This window comes from Microcoleus sp. MOSTC5, from assembly GCF_036701825.1.
GTDB classification, from domain to species: domain Bacteria; phylum Cyanobacteriota; class Cyanobacteriia; order Cyanobacteriales; family Microcoleaceae; genus Microcoleus; species Microcoleus asticus.
In genome coordinates, this window is sequence record NZ_JAUBRK010000073.1 from 15,174 (window position 1) to 33,766 (window position 18,593).

At 47.6% G+C, this 18,593-nt stretch carries 10 protein-coding genes and 2 tRNA genes; 6 read left to right on the plus strand and 6 right to left on the minus strand.

Annotation, left to right across the window (positions count from 1 at the left end; all coding sequences use genetic code 11):
* The first annotated feature begins 33 nt into the window (after window positions 1-33).
* The 3 genes from QUA54_RS28985 (at window position 34) to QUA54_RS28995 (ending at window position 7,026) form a co-directional block, all read left to right on the plus strand.
* On the plus strand, window positions 34-5,343 hold the full coding sequence (locus QUA54_RS28985) for a response regulator (RefSeq protein WP_333417900.1): 5,310 nt from the start codon (window positions 34-36) through the stop codon (window positions 5,341-5,343).
* A gap of 86 nt (window positions 5,344-5,429) precedes the next feature.
* Window positions 5,430-5,666 (plus strand): hypothetical protein, encoded by a 237-nt coding sequence (locus tag QUA54_RS28990; RefSeq protein WP_172190499.1) that lies wholly within the window; start codon window positions 5,430-5,432, stop codon window positions 5,664-5,666.
* A gap of 46 nt (window positions 5,667-5,712) precedes the next feature.
* Entirely contained in the window at window positions 5,713-7,026 is a 1,314-nt protein-coding gene (locus tag QUA54_RS28995) for a Rid family detoxifying hydrolase (RefSeq protein ID WP_333417903.1), read from the plus strand.
* A 502-nt stretch (window positions 7,027-7,528) separates the two neighbouring features.
* On the opposite strand, the gene QUA54_RS29000 is transcribed toward QUA54_RS28995, so the two are convergent.
* The gene (locus tag QUA54_RS29000) at window positions 7,529-9,682 is read right to left on the minus strand and encodes a polyribonucleotide nucleotidyltransferase (protein WP_333184257.1); all 2,154 of its coding nucleotides are present in this window, start codon (window positions 9,680-9,682) and stop codon (window positions 7,529-7,531) included.
* A 446-nt stretch (window positions 9,683-10,128) separates the two neighbouring features.
* On the opposite strand from QUA54_RS29000, the gene QUA54_RS29005 reads away from it, so the two are divergent.
* Window positions 10,129-14,874 carry an SNF2-related protein gene (locus QUA54_RS29005; RefSeq protein ID WP_333417905.1) on the plus strand — a complete coding sequence of 1,582 codons (4,746 nt, stop codon included), beginning with the start codon at window positions 10,129-10,131 and terminating at the stop codon, window positions 14,872-14,874.
* A 147-nt stretch (window positions 14,875-15,021) separates the two neighbouring features.
* Here QUA54_RS29005 and QUA54_RS29010 read toward each other — a convergent pair whose 3' ends face one another.
* Entirely contained in the window at window positions 15,022-15,156 is a 135-nt protein-coding gene (locus tag QUA54_RS29010; protein ID WP_333417907.1) for a hypothetical protein, read from the minus strand.
* Here QUA54_RS29010 and QUA54_RS29015 point away from each other — a divergent pair.
* Together QUA54_RS29015 and QUA54_RS29020 are read left to right on the plus strand one after the other, a co-directional pair.
* Complete coding sequence (locus QUA54_RS29015; protein ID WP_333184251.1) at window positions 15,130-15,957, plus strand: SWIM zinc finger family protein; 828 nt, start codon at window positions 15,130-15,132, stop codon at window positions 15,955-15,957. The genes QUA54_RS29010 and QUA54_RS29015 overlap by 27 nt on opposite strands.
* A gap of 42 nt (window positions 15,958-15,999) precedes the next feature.
* Window positions 16,000-16,212, plus strand: a complete 213-nt coding sequence (locus tag QUA54_RS29020) for a hypothetical protein (protein ID WP_172191424.1) — start codon at window positions 16,000-16,002, stop codon at window positions 16,210-16,212.
* 33 nt (window positions 16,213-16,245) lie between these two features.
* Here the strand turns inward: QUA54_RS29020 and QUA54_RS29025 are convergent, their stop codons facing one another.
* The 4 genes from QUA54_RS29025 to QUA54_RS29040 form a co-directional block, all read right to left on the minus strand.
* Window positions 16,246-16,878, minus strand: a complete 633-nt coding sequence (locus QUA54_RS29025) for an HAD-IA family hydrolase (protein ID WP_333417909.1) — start codon at window positions 16,876-16,878, stop codon at window positions 16,246-16,248.
* A 71-nt stretch (window positions 16,879-16,949) separates the two neighbouring features.
* Window positions 16,950-17,021: transfer RNA gene (locus tag QUA54_RS29030), tRNA-Ala, on the minus strand.
* Window positions 17,021-17,094: transfer RNA gene (locus QUA54_RS29035), tRNA-Val, on the minus strand. Before QUA54_RS29035 ends, QUA54_RS29030 begins: the two co-directional genes overlap by 1 nt.
* 280 nt (window positions 17,095-17,374) lie before the next feature.
* The coding region (locus tag QUA54_RS29040; protein WP_333417911.1) for an SDR family NAD(P)-dependent oxidoreductase at window positions 17,375-18,593 on the minus strand (1,219 nt) is incomplete at its 5' end.

Consider the following 18,593-nt stretch of genomic DNA (forward strand, 5'->3'; position numbering starts at 1 on the left):
AATACAATAACGCTTAAAATCAGGAATAAAACTATGCTGCCGGAGCAACAACAGAGGATAATGGGCTACTTTATTGAGGAGGCAAAAGACCACCTCAATACGATCGAACAAGGCTTGCTGAATCTGCAAACCACGATCGAAGACCCAGAACTGGTCAACGAAGTATTTAGGGCCGCTCACTCTGTCAAAGGAGGAGCAGCAATGCTGGGGCTGACCAGCATTCAGCAAACAGCTCACCGACTAGAAGATAGTTTTAAAGTTTTAAAAGAGTGCAGCGTTAAAGTAGACCAACAGCTAGAGTCCCTTTTCCTGCGAATTTTTGACACATTGCAAGGGCTGTTAGAGCAACTGTCGGGGCCTTTTGGGCTGACAGAGGAATTGGGAGAACAGATGGTTCGAGAATTAGAACCAGTATTTGAAGAACTCAACGGGCACTTGGGGGGACTCGTCGGATACGGAGAACACGATTTAGACGAGAGCAGCCTGCTGCCAGTACCCGAAAAAGTTATGGCAGGGATGGGAATGGGGGCGTTTGGCTCATCGAGGACTTTTGCGGACTCGGGATCATCGGTTTACGCACCTGATGCCAGAGCAACAGAAGACAGCGCGCTGCAGCTAGTGTTTGACTCGGACGTGCCGGCGAGGATGCGGGAACTCCTGCAAGAGTTCAAACAGCCCGAAGGGCCAGAAAGCAGGCGGCAACTCAAGAACATTTGTCGGAACTTGCTCAGGGCAGGGGAAGAATTTGACCTGCCCTGCTGGATAGAATTGATCCAAGCTGTATCCAAGGCGATCGCCAACCCAGAAAATAGCTACCGCACCTTAGCCCCAACGGTGATCAAAGACATCAAACAAGCGCAAGAACTGGTAGTTTCGGGTCTAGAATCGTCGATCGCACCGAGCGCAAAACTTCTGGCGCTGCAGCCGGCTGTTGTGTTTCCAGAAACGGATTTTGAAGATTTGCTGGCATTCGCTCAACCGGGTACATCGGGGACAAATGCGGTTTCTGTTGAGGATGCGGCCTGGGATCTGGTGGGTTCTGGCGATGCCCAGGATGGATTGAACAAGTTGCTGCCGAATATTTCTGGGCTGAGCATAGACGAACTGTTCGACCAACTCGACAGCGGCGAGAGCAACGATTATAGCGGCAGTCGATCGCCCCAGTTCGACGATTCCGCCTTCGCAGAATCGGATATAGAGATGAGTGCTTTTAGAGGCTCGACCCGCAGCGGCCCGGAAGTGGGCGCGGCAGAACTCAACACTTTAGCTGACTTGTTTGACGGCGAGTCCCCGGATCTCGACGGCGCTTGGGAAGAAGAACAAGACCTCGACTATGCCCAGTCTTCTAGGATATCGGCGGGAATGCTGGAGTCAGACGATGACAATTCCGGCGATTTTACTGATTTGTTATTTGACGAATACGATGCGGAAAGTTCGGAAACTAAGACGGCGCCTCCGATTGACGACCTGACGACTTTGTTTGGGGAGGATTTGCTGTTTGCAGACGAGCCAGACGGTTCGGCGGTAGCTGCCGGTCAGAACAATGGGGGTTCGAGGCAGCAGCTAATTCGCCAACAGCTTGACACTGGTAACGGCAGGGGCGGTTTGGCTCGGCCAGACGGCACGGTTCCCCCAGCCAGGGGACAAGCTGACGAAGATGCTCTGGGTACGCTTTTGGACGAAGTAGCTGCCCAAACTTCTGCTGTGGTTGCGGAGGATGCTGATTTAGATAACTTGTTCGGCGATGAGGGCGAATCTGACGCAACGGCTGTGCCGGCAATCTCTTCGGATTTTTCTCTCAACCCTGACGCTTTCGGTGCAGAATCGAACGAGCCAGCAGCAGGCGGCGGCAAGGATTCAGCGGATGCCGAAGCGCTCGATCTGCCTGAAATAGATGATTTCGAGTTGCTCTCCGAGCTTGGCGAGGACTCGGATTTGAGCGAGCTGTTGGGGATTGCTTCTAGTTACCTTTCTTCAGAAGACGAAGGTGGGGAAAGCGGGGACGATCGATATCTAGCTGCTGGCATCGCACAAAATGAGGAAATTGGTAGCGTTCTTGACATGACATCAAATTCGGATTTAGATATCTCTGCGGATGGAAATTGGCTAGAAGATGCTTTCGGCCTGGAAGACGAGTCTATGCAGTCGGTCAACCTCGATCTGGACGATACGGATTTAGAGGCGCTGTTTGGGGATATGACCTCGGGTTCGATTTCTGGGGAGGAGCAGACTGTGGGGGATCGGCAAGGAGTGGCTACTTCCCGAGAGGCGGCGGATTTGGCTGAGCTTTTCGGTTCAGTACCTACGGGTACTGAGTATGACGGGGAAGCTTCGGGGCAAGCCGATGAGCGCTGGCTGAATTCAAATGGGGGTTCAGAATTGCTGGGTGCGGATGTGGGATTTGATGAGGGCGACTTAGGGAGTTTGTTCGAGAACAATGCTGCGACTGTTTCCGACAAAGGCTTGGCAAATTCGGCAGCGGTTGAACTTGGAGCTTTGTCCGATCGTCCTGATGCGGAAATTTCAAGTGTCGAGTCTGATGAGGGTTTAGGTTTCGATTTCTTGGAGGATATGTTTGGAGAAGGCGTGGGGCAGCAGGGCGATGCTGTCGCGGCGGGAGATGAGGGCGCGGCTGTTGATGTCGAGGAATTGTCTGCCCAACTTCCCGAGGGTTTCTTCGACGAGGCGGGTGCGGATTTGTTCGATCGACTCGAAACAGATACCGCTGGCTCGTCCGAGGGCGAGGATGATTTGTTTGATGCGCTGGAAACGGATTTTTTGAGTGCGGATTTAGAGGCGCTGCCTGCTGCATCTCTCGATCGTATGTTTGATGATGGCGATGCTGACTTGCTCTCAGCGATGGAAACCAAGGCCGCTCTCAACAGCGAAGAGTTGGAGGGTTTTGATGATTTGTTGGATTCGATCGATGCTGAGGTTCTGGTGACTTCGGAAATGACGGCGGGCTTTTGGGACGCTGACGAGGAGCCTGTCTCGGTCGATGCCTCGGAGTTGGAAGAGGGCTCGCTGGCAGACTTTTTTGGCGAGGCAGAATCAGGTGCTGAGGATGGCGAAGGCAATTTTGACGATTTAGAAGCACTGTTAATTGCAGGGGGTGCTGGGGCTGTAATAGCAGCTTCTGGGGGGACAAATCAGAGTCCGGTAAATACAGAAGTTTTCTCGGATCTCGAAGAACTCCTCAGCGAGAGCGCAACTATGCCGGAAATGCCTGCACCGACGACAACTGCCAGTAAAGCTCTGCGCGCTGCTGCCGATGAGAGCGACGACGAATTTGGCGATTTGGAAAAACTGCTCGAAGATCCAAAAGACGGCGGTCGCCAAGGGGAAGCCAATATCGGGCCGTCAGCGCTCAACAGAGGAAGGCGGAATGCCCGCGCGGGCGGGTTCGGCGACCAGACGATGCGGGTGCCGGTCAAGCAACTGGACAACCTCAGCAATTTGATGGGGGAACTGGTGGTGAACCGCAACAGCTTGGAGCAAGACCAAGAACGGATGCGGCAGTTTTTGGACAATTTGCTGCACCAGGTAACGCTGCTGAGCGATGTGAGCCAGCGGACTCAGGATTTCTACGAGCGGAGTCTTTTGGAGATTGCTTTGCTCGCCAACAGGCAGGGACACCGATCGGCCTGGCGCTCTGAGGATTCGGCCCACACCCGGGAAAGTGCCTGGAGACCGGAGGAAATGGACAGGTTTACTCCTTTCCACAGTTTGGCTCAAGAGATTATTGAGCTGATCGTGCGGGTGCGGGAGTCGGCGGCGGACATTGAGTTTTTGGTGGATGAGGCGGATCAGGTGACTCGCCAACTGCGGCAAGTCACGACTCAACTGCAAGAAGGTTTGACTCGCGCCCGGATGAAGCCGTTTGCGGAGACGACGGACAGGCTGTTCCGGGCGGTGCGGGAAATTGCGATTAAGTGCGGGAAGCAGGCTCAGTTGCAGGTTGAGGGTAAGGATATTTTGATCGACAAGATGATTGTGGATCAGCTATATGACCCGATGACTCATTTGGTCAACAATGCGATTACTCACGGGATCGAAGCGCCGGAGGTGCGTCTGGCGGCTGGGAAGCCTGCAGTCGGCAGGATTACCATTCGCGCTTTCCACCAAGGGAACCAAACGGTGGTTTCGGTTTCTGACGACGGGGCGGGAATTGACCCGCAAAAGGTGAAGGCGAAGGCGATCAAGCAGGGTATGCTGACGGCGGCTCAGGCTCAGAGGATGTCTCGCTCCGAAGTTTACGATTTGCTGTTTATGCCCGGTTTCAGCACTCAGGAACAGGCGACGGAGTACGCCGGCCGCGGGGTCGGTATGAATGTGGTGCAGACTTCCTTGCAGGAGATTCGGGGCACTGTGTCGATCGATTCCACGATCGGCAAAGGGACTGTGTTTACGATCCGTTTACCTCTGGTGTTGAGCATTTCTAAGGCTCTGACTTGCATTAGCGATCGGGCTCGCATTGCTTTCCCGATGGATGGGGTCGAGGATATGATCGACGTGCCTCGGGATCAGGTGACGACGGGGGATGACGGTTTGCCTTGCATTGAGTGGCGGGGTTCGATTTTGCCGTTCCGGCCGCTGCGGGATTTGCTGGGTTACAACCGCCATTTGGGTCGGGGCAGTGTTTACGGGTTTAATACTGACGATGACATGATTTCGGTGATCGTGCTGCGGTCTGCTGGCAATTTCTTGGCGGTGCAGGTGGATCAGGTTTCCACGGAACAGGAAATTGTGATCAAACCGTTGGAGGGGCCGGTGCCCAAGCCGATCGGGATTGCTGGGGCTACAGTGCTCGGGGACGGTCGGATCGTGGCAATTGCGGACGTTCTGGAGCTGATCGATTTGGCTACCGGAAGGCTGCGGAAGGACACTGGCGGTACGCTTTGGGATGAGGGCGATCGGATTGCTGCTGAGGCGGAAATCGAGAAGACTGAGCCGACTGTGCTGATCGTGGATGATTCGATTACCGTGCGATCGCTGTTGTCGATTACTTTCGAGAAGTCTGGCTATCGTGTGGAAGAAGCTCGCGACGGTAAGGAAGCTTGGGAAAAGATGAAATCTGGTCTGCCTTGCGATATCGTTTTCTGCGATATTGAAATGCCGAGAATGGACGGTTTGGAACTACTTTCTCGGATGCAGAAGGATGCGATTTTGTGCGAATTGCCGATCGCGATGTTGACTTCTCGCGGTGCTGACCGACACCGCCAAATGGCTTACAGTTTGGGCGCGAAAGGCTATTTCACTAAGCCTTATTTGGAGGAGCAATTGCTTGATGCTGCTTCTCGAATGTTGAAAGGTGAGGTTGTTGGTGCTCCGGTTGTTGTTTAATCTCATTCATCTGCGTTTATCTGTGTTTATCTGCCTATATCAGCGGTTGAAAAAAGAAGAATTTCTTAACCGCTGATAAAAATGGATTGACGCGGATTAACGCAGATTTAGATATTCATCTGCGTTATCTTAAACACGGAAACGGAGGACACGGCAATGCCGTGTCCCTACCTCAAAATAATCCATCAAACTCGATGAGAGATGTAACCATCGCCCGATTAATTGTAGGGAAACGGCACTGCCGTATCCTGATTTCGGGTAATATTAATTCCCATGCCACCGGATTTGATATTACAGCCCGCAGAAACTTTGGGTTTTGGTGATAGGCTGGGAAAGTGGGGTGTCACGGAGGGCGATCGAGGTTAATGTATGAAAGCTGAAGAACTTTTAGAAAAATACGCAGCAGGACAGCGCAACTTTCAAAAAGCAGACCTTAGAGAAGAAAACCTCAAAGGTGCGGACTTGAGTGGAATAGACCTATCGCATTCAAATCTCTCCGGTGCGGACTTGAGTGAGGCAACTCTAACTCGGGCAAACTTTAATAGTGCCAATCTCATTAAAGCATCCCTGAAAAATGCTAATTTGAGCAGTTTAGTAGGCGCTTCTTCAGCAAATTTGAGTTGGGCAGACCTGAGTGGCGCAAATTTGAGTGGGGCCAACTTTAGTAGTGCTACTTTAAATTTTGCTGACTTACACCGGGCAAATCTGACAGGAGCAAACTTTAATAACGCTAAATTAGTTAGTACCAATTTAGACGAAGCAAATTTGAGTGGTACAACTTTAGATAGTGCTGACATACGTGTAGCTTCTTTGTATAAAGCGAACCTAAGTAAAGCGAATCTGAATAAGGCTGATTTGACTGAGGCATACTTGCTGGAAGCTGACTTTACTATGGCAAATTTAAGTGAGGCAATATTGACTCAGGCAAAACTTCAAAAAGCTAAATTCCAGAAAGCTAATTTCCGCCAAGTTAATCTGTCAGGAATGAATTTAACTAATGCGAATCTAGAACAAGCAAAACTTGACAGTACCGAGCTAAAATATGCTTGTCTTCGAGGTGCCAATTTAGAAAGAGCCAATCTGCGATATTCAAATTTGATCGGAGCTAATCTGATAGAAGCAAACTTAAGGAGGGCAGACTTTACTCGGTGTAACTCTTATGGCTGGAATATCAAAAATGCCGACTTAACTGGTGCTATCATGCCAGATGGAGAAATATACCAGCCAGAAACCTCTGACGGAGAACTCTACCAGCCAGAAACTTCGGAAAAATTATCCCAAAAAGTGACATCTATGACGCGCAAAATTATTCGTACTGACAAAGCACCGGCACCCGTGGGCCCTTACAATCAAGCGATCGCCGCAACGGGCACTATGCTGTTTGTAGCTGGTCAAATTGCGATCGACATTAGACTAAACGATATTGTCTACACCGACGACGTGGCAAAACAAACCGAACAAGTTATGGCAAATCTCGAAGCGATTCTCACAGAAGCCGGCGCTACTTGGTTGGATGTGGTAAAAACTACGGTTTTCCTCAAAGATATGAATGATTTTGCCGCTGTGAATGCGGTTTATGCGAAATATTTTGATGCGGAAACTGCACCGGCGCGCGCTTGTGTGGAGGTTTCGCGTTTGCCGAAAGATGTGTTAGTTGAGATTGACTGTATTGCTGTGATTTGATTTAAGATCAATTCCGGTGGCACTAGAATCACAGGCAATGGAGGACACGGCAATGCCGTTTCCCTACCCCAAAACGATCGATATTCGTCTATGAAAGAGGTAATCATCCCCCGATTAATTGTAGGGAAACGGCACTGCCGTGTCCTGACTGTAGGTAATATCTTTATATTTTATTCAGTCCGCGCAGGCGGACTTCGTTTGTGTAGTTGCGGTTGAAACCGCCGAATGATAAAAGAGGTAACTTTATATTTGATTGAGTCCGCTAGGAGTGAAGTTAATTTGTGTAGTTGCGGTTTCAACCGCCGAGGGTAAAGTGCGCGAATGTATTAACTTCTACAGCCGATCGCACTCTTGTCGATCTGTCGCTGTCGCGCACCTACTCTCAAATCAATCTGAAACAATCAGATTTAATCTCAACTAGCAATTAGCAATTACTAATCACCAGTTACCAATTAGCAATTAGCAATTACTCTACAAGTAATTACCAATTACCAACTGTAAACTATTTATTCAGCGCTTCGCGGGCGGCTACCGCTTCGTCGGGATGAATATTCAAGCGGGTCAAATTAATTCGACCTTTATTGTCAATTTCTCGCACTTTGACAATCACTTCATCGTTCACAGCTAACTCGTCTTCCACTTTCCCGACGCGGTAGTCCGCTAACTGGGAAATGTGAATCATTCCTTCTTTTCCGGGCAAAATTTCCACAAAAGCGCCGATCGGAATAATTCGAGTTACGCGGCCGACATACACGTCTCCTGCATTCAACTTGCGCGTCATGCCTTGGACAATGTTGTAAGCCCGCTGAGCTTTTTCGCTGTCGTTGCCGGCAATTGTCACGGTTCCGTCATCTTCGATGTCAATTTTGACACCGGTTTCTTCGGTGATGGCTTTGATCGTTTTGCCACCAGGCCCAATTACCAAACCGATAAATTCTGGATCGATTTTCAGAGTTAGCAAACGCGGTGCAAACGGCGACATTTCCTTGCGGGGAGTGTCGATGGTTGCCAGCATTCTTTCTAGAATGTGCAGTCTGGCCGGTTTGGCTTGGCGGATGGCGGTGGCAATCACATCTAAGGGCAAACCTTTGATTTTCATGTCCATCTGCAAAGCAGTAATCCCGGTGTCGGTACCGGCTACTTTGAAGTCCATGTCGCCTAAGAAGTCTTCAATTGCCTGAATGTCAGTCAAAATTCGGACTTCATCGCCTTCTTTAATTAAGCCCATTGCCGCGCCGCTGACGGGTTGGGAAAGGGGAACGCCTGCATCCATTAATGCTAGCGTTGAGGCGCAAACTGAACCCATTGAGGTGGAACCGTCGGAAGAAAGGATTTCTGAAACTACGCGAATGACGTAGGGGAAATCTTCTTTGGATGGCAAAACGGGCAGCAAAGCGCGTTCTGCCAGGGCTCCGTGACCGATTTCTCGGCGTCCGGGCGATCGCATCGGCTTGGTTTCTCCCACGGAAAACGGCGGGAAATTGTAGTGATGCAAGTAGCGTTTGTCTTGCTGCGGGTGCAAGTCGTCTCCTAAGTCTTGGGCGTCGCCTGGGGTTCCCAGGGTAGCTGCGGACAAGACTTGGGTCAACCCCCGATTGAACAGCGCACAGCCGTGTACTCGCGACGGCAGCACGCCTACGCGACAAGAAACGGGTCGCACCTCGTCTAGCTTGCGGCCGTCTACGCGGACGCCATCTTCGAGGATTTGCTTCCGCATCATTTTTTTGGTAACGTCTTTGAAAACGTTGCCGATCGCCTTGCTGTTGGCGGTGGCGGCTAGTTTTACCGGATCGTCTTCCGAGAGTTCGGCGATCGCAGATTCGACTTCATTTGCCTTAACTTCGTCCAAAGCTGCATTCCGTATTGTTTTGTCTTTTTCAAATCTTGACAAAATGATGCGGATGGGTTCTTGGGCGCGATCGCGAATAAAGTTTTCCAGGGCCGAGTCTAGGGATGGCCGTTCCTCTACCACCAAATCAATGCCCAATTCCGCCATAATTTCGCGCTGGGCTTGAATCAAGTCACAGGCTGCTTCATAGCCGAAGTCGATCGCCTCGATGATATCCTGTTCCGGCAATTGGTTCGCGCTGGCTTCCACCATGATTACTCCATCAGGAGAACCGGCTACCACGAGATCCAACTCGCCTTCTTTGATTTCGCTGTAAGTTGGGTTGATGATGAAATCGTCCCCTACCAAACCGACTCGTACCGCGGCCATCGGCCCGTAAAACGGCATTTTCGCCAGCAGAATCGCCACCGAAGCCCCCGTCACCGCCAAAACGTCCGGCGGCACTTGTTCGTCCATCGAAACCGTTGTTGCTACAACTTGGATGTCATCTCGCAGCCAGCTTGGAAATAGCGGGCGCAGCGGTCGATCGATCAAACGGCCCGTCAAAGTCACTTTTTCTGGGGGACGCCCTTCCCTGCGCAAAAATCCACCGGGAATTTTACCGCCAGCGTAGAGTCTCTCTTCGTAATCCACCAACAGGGGCAGGAAATCAATTCCCTCTCTCCCCTGCGATCGAGTCGCTGTCACCAAAACCGCCGTGTCACCCGACTGAATCAAAACTGCACCGCCTGCTTGAGGCGCTAGTAAACCAATCTTCAGTCTAATATCCCGTCCATCGAAGGATATTGACTTGTCTATCTCTACCATGTAGCACTGCTTCCTTATCTACCACATTCTTTCTCTGTCGGGATCGTAACATTACCACAGGAGGTTTGAGACTCCGACGCCAAAAGACAGGGATAATCGCCTCGCGATCGACTGTGGGCGCCTAGATTCTAAGCATTTATACTCGAAATTATTTTTTGCAGTCTGGGGTCGATTCTCCGGTCGATCGCCCGCTAAACGCCTGCCATAGATGGTACTATGAATTTTCATTTGGGAATTGGGACGTTGAAGGAAGAAGGAAGAAGGATTTAGTTATCTAGGACTGGGAATAAGCCGTAAGGTACTTATGTTGCACCCTACAGATACAGGTTATACCTAAGTCCTGTCTGGATAAAAATATCCTTTGTATGTTTAAAATTTTATTCATAAATCCCATATAAATGCTGTAGTCAGCCTCGAACTTAAATAAAAATATCAGGGTAAAAAATATGGCAATTTTACACGGCAGTTGGCAACTTGATAATGATAATAGTTGCTTATTTATTTGGGGAGAAACTTGGCGAAAAATTGGGGCGATTGACACCCTAGAATCGGGGATAAATCTACCGCATCCCTTAGCCATGACCGAAGCTGAATTTAAGACTTTCCTAAATTCATTGCAGCAGTCAGGAAAACTCAACTGGCAATTACCGGAAACCGCAGAAACTCCACCGGAAAAAAGTAAAAAAACTAGGCGATCGCCCAAAACTCAAAACGCAGCAGAAATTCCCTCCCAAAACTCCTCTATTCAAAGGGAAATTCGGGCGATAGCACTGCCCACCAAAATCTCAGAATCGAACGCAAATCTGATGCCGCAGCACTCAGCAGCAGCACTTGAGGAATCGGTCAAAATCGAGGAAATTTACCTTTATCCCTGGCAAGTCGAGGGTTTTTGTCTCAACCCTCAAGCAGCTTTTGTTTTCTTGCAATCACTACCGCTTAACAGCACGGAACCCGACTCTTTTGTCGGCTCAGATTTGCGTTTTTGGTCTCATATTGCTAGGTGGAGTTTGGATTTGTTGGCAAGATGCAAATTTTTGCCGGGATTGGAGAAACAGTCGGACGGTTCTGCTATTGCTAAATGGCAACCGCTGTTAGATAGTTCTACAGACATACTCCGCCTCGCCACTTTTGTCAAGCAAATGCCGACGGCTTGCCGAACATATCAGAAGAAGGAAGAAGGAAGAAGGAAGAAGGAAGAAGGAAGAGGGGAAAAGGAAGAAGGAAGAAGGAAGAAGGAAGAAGGAAGAGGGGAAAAGGAAGAAGAATCCAGTCAATTGCCTTTAGCGGTGGATTTGCCGATGGGGGCGGAGGAATTGGTGTTAGGCTTTTTGAGCAGTATTGTAGATAGTCAAGTGAGATCGGCTGGTAGCTCTACTTTAGACATCAAAACACTTTCTCCTGTGCGCGAGTGGCTGCAAGCTTTGCAGCAAGAATCTGGGATTGTGCAAGTAGAATCAGCAGCTTTAGAAAACTTGGCAACCAAGCTGAGTGCTTGGACTGCACCGCTGCAAAACCAATTATCTCAACAAAGCCAATTTCGCACTTGCTTTCAACTCATACCGCCAGCGCCTGGTAAAGCCAACTGGAGTTTAAATTATTGCTTGCAAGCAGCAGATGAAGCGGAATTTTTGGTAGACGCGACAACTATTTGGAACAACTCAGTCGAGCGTTTGGCTTATGCGGGGCGGACAATAGAATTGCCTCAAGAAACTTTGCTCAGCGGCTTGGGTTTAGCCTCGAAACTTTATCCGTTAATTGAACCGAGTTTACAAGCCCAGCGGCCTCAATCTTGCCAATTAAATCCCCTGCAAGCATACGAGTTTATTAAGTCTGTAGCTTGGCGGTTTGCTGATAGCGGGTTGGGTGTAGTTTTGCCGCCGAGTTTGACAAAGGCGGATGGTTGGGCGAGTCGTTTGGGTTTGAGCATTCAAGCGGAAACTCCGAAAGTGAATCCGGCGAAAGGCGGGTTGGGATTGCAAAGTCTGCTAAATTTTAAGTGGGAATTGACGATCGGCGGACAGCGCATTTCTAAGGCAGAGTTTGACAGATTGATCGCGTTGAATTCGCCTTTGGTGGAAATTAACGGCGAGTGGGTAGAGTTGCGCGCGCCGGATGTGAAAGCGGCTCAAACTTTTTTTGCCAGTCGCAAAGAGCAAATGACTCTTTCTTTGGAGGATGCTTTGCGTTTGGCGTCGGGCGATTCTCAGACGATCGAAAAATTGCCTGTGGTGAATTTTGAGGCTACGGGTCAACTTCAGGAATTGTTGAATACTTTGAGCGATAATCAAGCGGTAAGTGCGATCGCAACTCCGGCTAGTTTCCGAGGAAAATTGCGGCCTTATCAAGCCCTAGGAGCAGGCTGGTTAGCATTCTTAGAACGCTGGGGTTTGGGTGCTTGTCTCGCGGACGATATGGGATTAGGGAAGTGCATTTTACCAGATTCTTTGCTTTTTGTTAATGGTTTTTTACAAAAAGCTGAAAAAATATGGGAAGCTTATGCCGGAAAAGCAGAATTCGACGGTGAGGGCTTTTGGTCTGAAACTAACGAGCAATTACTGGTAAATTCCATAAATCAGGAAACAGGCAAAATTGTACAGGCGACTATTCGACGACTTTACCGCCAGCAAGTGCAAGAAAAGTTGCGAACAATCAACCTACAAGATGGTAGCAGCATCACAATTACCCGCCGCCACAAATTGTTAGGACGTGATGGCTGGACAAATGACCTCAAGGTTGGAGATTATGTTTGCGTTCCTGCTAAATTGTATTGGGAAGGAAAGCCGGAAGATCCCGATTTGGTAAAGTTTCTGGCTTGGCAGATAGCTGAGGGATATGAGCAGCGCGATCAAGCAATGCTCACAATAACGCAGAAAGATGTGGCAGTTCTTGAAGAATTGCGTTTCACACTTCACCGTTTAAGCAAAAAGTATGGGATCAAAATAAATAATCCTGCTGTTCGTACTCCCGGTAAGGAAAGAGCAGCATATTTAGCTGTGTGTAGTCGATCGTACCACAGCTTTCTTGAGTCTAAAGGCTACGAGTGGGGAAAGCTGTCAGCCGAGAAAAGCTTCCCGCAATTCATCATGCAAGCCAATCTTGATAGCATACGGATTTTCCTCAAAAACTACTTTGATGCTGAAGGTTCGGTCTTTCTTAACACGCGAAATCTCGAAATTAGCACCGCTTCGCCTTTAATCATTCAACAACTTTCTACACTGCTGCGGCGCTTTGGAATTTGGCTGCGAATCGCCACTAAGCAGAAACGCGCCACCAATGGCAGCGGGATTTTTCGTACCTATTATATCGGTACTTTCGGCGGTAACTCAGCGCGCATATTTTTGCAGGAAATTGGCTTCGGTGATTCCGAAAAACAGCGTAAATTAGAGCAGATTTGCGAAGTTAGTGCCAATACAAATGTCGAAGGAATTCCGGTTTCGGATCTTGTTGCCGATGCAGTGGAGATGACCAAACTGCCACTACGGCATTTCGGAATGCACAATCCTGTTTATATTAACGGTTCCCAGCAGTTTTCCCGCATCAGCCTAGGAAAGGTGGTAGCAGGTATGGAAAATGTGCTTGGTGGTTCCGCAGAACAGGAGTACCGCCAGCTAAAGCCTTCTAAATGGACGAATCAGACCCTAGAGGCTTATGCAAATCTCAATGTAGCGCAGCTAGATACTGTCCGAGAAAATTTGCAACTTATACTCGATCGCGAAGTCTTTTATTGCCGGATAGAGGAAATTGAGGATGTTGAGTACAGCGGGTGGGTTTATGATTTTGAGGTGGGCAAGCATCACAATTTTGTTGCCAATAATATCTTGTGCCACAATACTATTCAGCTAATTACTTTTCTCCTGCATTTACAAGAACAAGATGCCCTAGAAGCGCCAACATTACTGGTTTGTCCGACATCGGTATTGGGCAATTGGGAGCGCGAAGTCAAGAAATTTGGTCCGACGCTGAAAGTGTTAGTTCACCACGGAGACAAACGCGCTAAAGGCAAAGCATTTGCTGCGGCTATTGAGGGAAAAGATTTAATAATTACCAGTTACGCCCTGGTGTTTCGCGATGCGAAAGAATTTCAAGGCATTAAATGGCAAGGATTGGTTTTAGATGAAGCGCAAAATATTAAAAATTCAGAGGCGAAGCAGTCGCAAGCGGTGCGGCAAATAGAGGCATCTTTTAAAATTGCCCTGACAGGAACTCCGGTGGAAAATAGACTGCAAGAATTGTGGTCAATTTTGGAATTTCTTAACCCTGGCTATTTGGGGCCGCGCAATTTCTTTCAGCGCCGATTTGCAATTCCGATCGAGAAATACGGAGATAGGGAATCGTTGCAGACTTTGCGATCGCTCGTTCGGCCTTTCATCCTCCGCCGCCTGAAAACTGACAAAGAAATCATCCAAGATTTGCCCGAAAAACAGGAAATGACTGTATTTTGCGGGCTGGCTGCTGGACAGGCGGTATTATATCAGAAAATAGTCGAAGAGTCAATAACTGAATTAGAATCAGCCGAAGGCATTCAGCGCCGAGGAATGATTCTGGCTTTGCTGGTAAAACTCAAGCAACTTTGCAACCATCCGGCTCTTATGAAAGCAGAAGTTAAGCCGAAAGAATTGGGGATTAAGAGTCAGGAATCGGGGAAATTGCAGCGGTTGGTGGAAATGTTAGAAGAGGTTTTAGCAGAAGGCGATCGGGCTTTAATTTTTACTCAATTTGCCGAATGGGGAAAACTCCTGAAACCGCATCTAGAACAGCATTTAGGGCGAGAAGTTTTGTTCTTGTACGGAGGAATTAAGCAACAGCAGCGGGAAGAAATGATCGATCGCTTCCAGCACGACCCCCAAGGCCCGCCGATTATGATATTATCCTTAAAAGCGGGCGGCACAGGTTTGAACTTAACCAGAGCAACCCATGTTTTCCACTATGACAGATGGTGGAATCCCGCAGTAGAAAATCAGGCAACTGACCGCGTATTTCGCATCGGCCAAACCCGCAACGTGCAAGTCCACAAATTTGTCTGCACGGGCACGTTAGAGGAGAAAATACACGATATGATCGAGAGCAAAAAAGCTTTAGCCGAACAAGTGGTCAGTGCCGGTGAAAACTGGCTCACCGAACTCGATACAGACCAACTTCGGAATTTACTAATTCTCGATCGCAATGCTATTATAGAAACGGAAGAAGAATAATGTGTTTAATTTTCTTCGGTTTCTAGTGAGGACTTTACTTCTCAAAAATCCGAGGAATTACGCACTCTGACCACAGAAACCGGGTTTTCTACCAGGATTAAAGGTTATAGTCCAGTTTTTTGCTAAAAGACTCGGTTTCTGACTCTCCTAGATAACTAAAGCTTTCTTCCTTCTTCCTTCTTCCTTCTTCCCTCTTCCCTCTTCCCTCTTCCTTCTTCCTTCTTCCTTCTTCCTTCTTCCTTCTTCCTTCGGCTTATGATTGACAGAGAATGGTGGACACAACAGTGGTTAGATTTAATCAATACCTACCGCTTCAAAAAGCGCTTAGAACGCGGCTGGCAATACGCGCGCGAGGGTAAAGTTCTCAGCATTAACTTCCCTAACCAAGAAGTAATCGCCGTAGTTCAAGGAACAGATCCCAAACCCTATCAAGTTTCTTTAGGGCTCGACACATTGAGCGATGAAGATTGGGATTATGTGATTGAAAATATGTCGCAAAGAGCAGTTTTTTCAGCTAAACTACTAGCAGGAGAAATGCCGCACAATATTGAAGATGTATTTGCCGCAGCAGGCAAAACGCTATTTCCGTTAAGCTTGTCAGATATTCGAGCGCGCTGTAGCTGTCCTGACCCCAAAAACCCTTGCAAACACATCAGTGCAGTATACTACTTATTGGGCGATCGCTTCAGTGAAGACCCTTTCGTACTCTTTCAATTGCGAGGCCGAACAAAAGAGCAAATTTTGACAGCACTCCGTCAGAGACGAGGTACGCAAGGAGAGGAAAATTCCCAACTCAACTCCGGGGAAAATTCCCCCGCTGCGAATTCTAAATTGCCAAAGGTCGATCGCTTTTGGGAATACAACCAGCAGCTAGAATCATCTCTAGTAGTAATTGTACCCCCACCGAGCAGCGAAACAGTATTAGATATCTTAGGCCCGATTCCCCTCGCAACCGACGGAAAAGGAACCGCTAGCAAATCATCGCCCGCATCTGAGGCGCTAAAACAGCATTTTGCCAAAATTTACCAAGCAGTTAGCCAGCAAGCAGTTTTAGCAGCACTAAAACGGGGCGAAGGAGATTAACTTTTTTTGTAGGGCTATAGCCCTTGGGGCGACAATTTCTAATTGCGTTTAGCAGTAGAAGGCGGGTTTGTGAAGCGCAACCAAGTTGCCAAAGTGGCTACGGCAAAGATTGAAGCAAAGCTAAAAGTTAAGAAAGTCTCAAATGCTGACATAAGGCTGTTCCAATTTGGTGAACGAAGGAATCTTGCTATTTATTTTTATATCAGCATCGATCGAGCTTTTCAACCGATCGCGCACAAAGTTTTTAATGCTTAAAGCTTTGTAACATTCCATAAAACAACATTACAATCATTTCATATTATTGATAACTCCGATTAATTCCTGGGGGCGTTCGATCAAAAAATCGGGATTGTGTGCCGCCAAAGCTGACCGAGAATTAAAACCCCAACCTACAGCAATTACTTTAATTTTAGTTTTTTTAGCTGCTTCTATATCTCTAATTTCATCTCCCACATAAACGACTTGTTCTGGATTAATATTTTGTTTATTTAACCATCGATTAATTACTTTATGTTTTCCAAAAGTTGTTCCTGAATAAATAAAATCAAAGGTATCTTGCAACCCATTTTTTTCAAGCGAATCCCAAACATTTTCTCTAGAATTAGAGGTAATAATACCCAGTTGAAAACCGCTGTTTTTTAACTCTAACAATACTTCTTTAATCCCTGAAAATAAATGAATATTCGGAATTTCACTCCGCAACTCTGATTTCAGCTTTCTAATTAGCAGCGGGAATTTGAAGATGGAAATTCCCGAATACATCAGAATTTGCCAAGAATTTAAATTGCTAAGTTGAGCCAGTTCCTCTTTGGTTGCCGACTTAAAGCCAAATTCAACTGACAAACGGTTGGTTATGCTCAGAAGAATATCGATTGTATCTGCTAAAGTACCGTCAAAATCAAAAATAATTACTTTGGTCATTTATCAAAAAAATCAGGAATAGGTAATCCCTTCTATATTACCTATTCCCTCTTGCTTGTCAAAACAAATGATAGCAACGGCGGGATTTGCACCCGCATCTCCTGGTATGCTCGAAGGAATTCTATCATTTAAACTACGTTGCTGGTGGCAGCGAACCGAATCAAACGGTTGTCCCTCGCCTGTCGAGCGAGCGCTTTACCATTAAGCTACACTGCCCCATTTTATTATACATTTTCAATGCAAAATTTTGACATCAAACTTAATATTAATTGTAAATTATCTATCTCGCTTGTAGCTGAGTCTCGCTCCTCCCCTGATTCTTGCCCGCTAATCCCCCCTATTAAGCGGGAGACAAGAAGTCTCTTTTGTCACCCTTATTAAGAGGGATGGGAGGCGGATCGAGACAGAGAGATAAGCGAGAGTATGAAAGGAATTTAGTCTTAAGTTGATACCAATGGTGGAAAATGGAAAAAGCCACAAAAATATTAAATGACTGTTACCACTGCGACTCAGCATAATCTTTAAATAATTTACCATAAAAATAGCGTCCCTCATTTACTCCAGAATAAATTGGATCGCAAATCCGCGCGGCGGCATCGACAGCATCAAAGGGAGGTTGTACGCCGCGTTGCTGCATTGCTAAAACTTGAGGGTAAGGGTGCTGAAAACTAATCCATCCCGGATCGACGGCATTCATAAAAATTTTGTGTTTGGCATACTCTGAAGCGCAAGTGCGAGTCATCATGTTCAGCGATGCTTTTGCCATATTTGTATGCGGATGTCGCCAAGGTTTGTCGCTGTTAAATTGCCCTTCTTTGGAAGAAACATTGACAATATATTTGCCAGCTTCAGGAATTTTTTTCATCAGCCGTTTGAGCCTGCTGTTAATCGCAAAAGGAGCAATCGCATTAATAACGTGAACTTCCAACATTTCCAAAATGCTCACCTCATCATCCTTCATCAGCCAACTGTTGAAAGCGCGCAAATCCACTTGTTGTCCGTCGCGATCGTACATTCCGGGAGGAAACAAACTAAAATCAGATGAATGTGATAATTGATTCTCTGGCTCCAAGTTAAAAAGCGGGGGGATTTCACTGTTGCGATTTGGAACAGAGTCTGTGAGAGATTGGGGGATATGCTCAGCAATATTGTCTGTCAAAAAGTGCGTTACCGAAGCCCTCGAAGAGGAGCGCGCCAACAGCGGCTGAATCTCAGCAGGCAAAGCCTCCAAAGGCAGAGATTCAAAATCCATCAAATGCTGGTAAAATTCAGGAGGGCGGCGAATTGTTTGAGCCGCATTATTGATAATAATGTCAATTCGCGGATAGCAGCAGACGAGGTGTTCTGCAAATCGCTCGACGCCCGCAATGTACCGCAAATCTAACTCATAAACTTGCAGGCGATCGCACCACTGGGCAAAATCCGCTTCTTTCGCATATCTCCTAGCAGCATCCCGAGCAAAACGAGTAGTACAAATTACAGCAGCACCAGCTCTCAACAACCTCAAAGTTACAGCATACCCAATTTTCACTCTCGCTCCCGTCACCAAAGCAAACAACCCATGCAAATTAGCAGTTTGTTTGCGTTTGGTCAAATTAAGTTCGCCGCACTTCAAACACAAACCCCGGTAAAAAAAATGGTAATTGCTCAACCCCCTTGACAAGAGAACGAGATAGACATTAGATAAAGGAATGAAAAAACTCCCTGACCTAAAA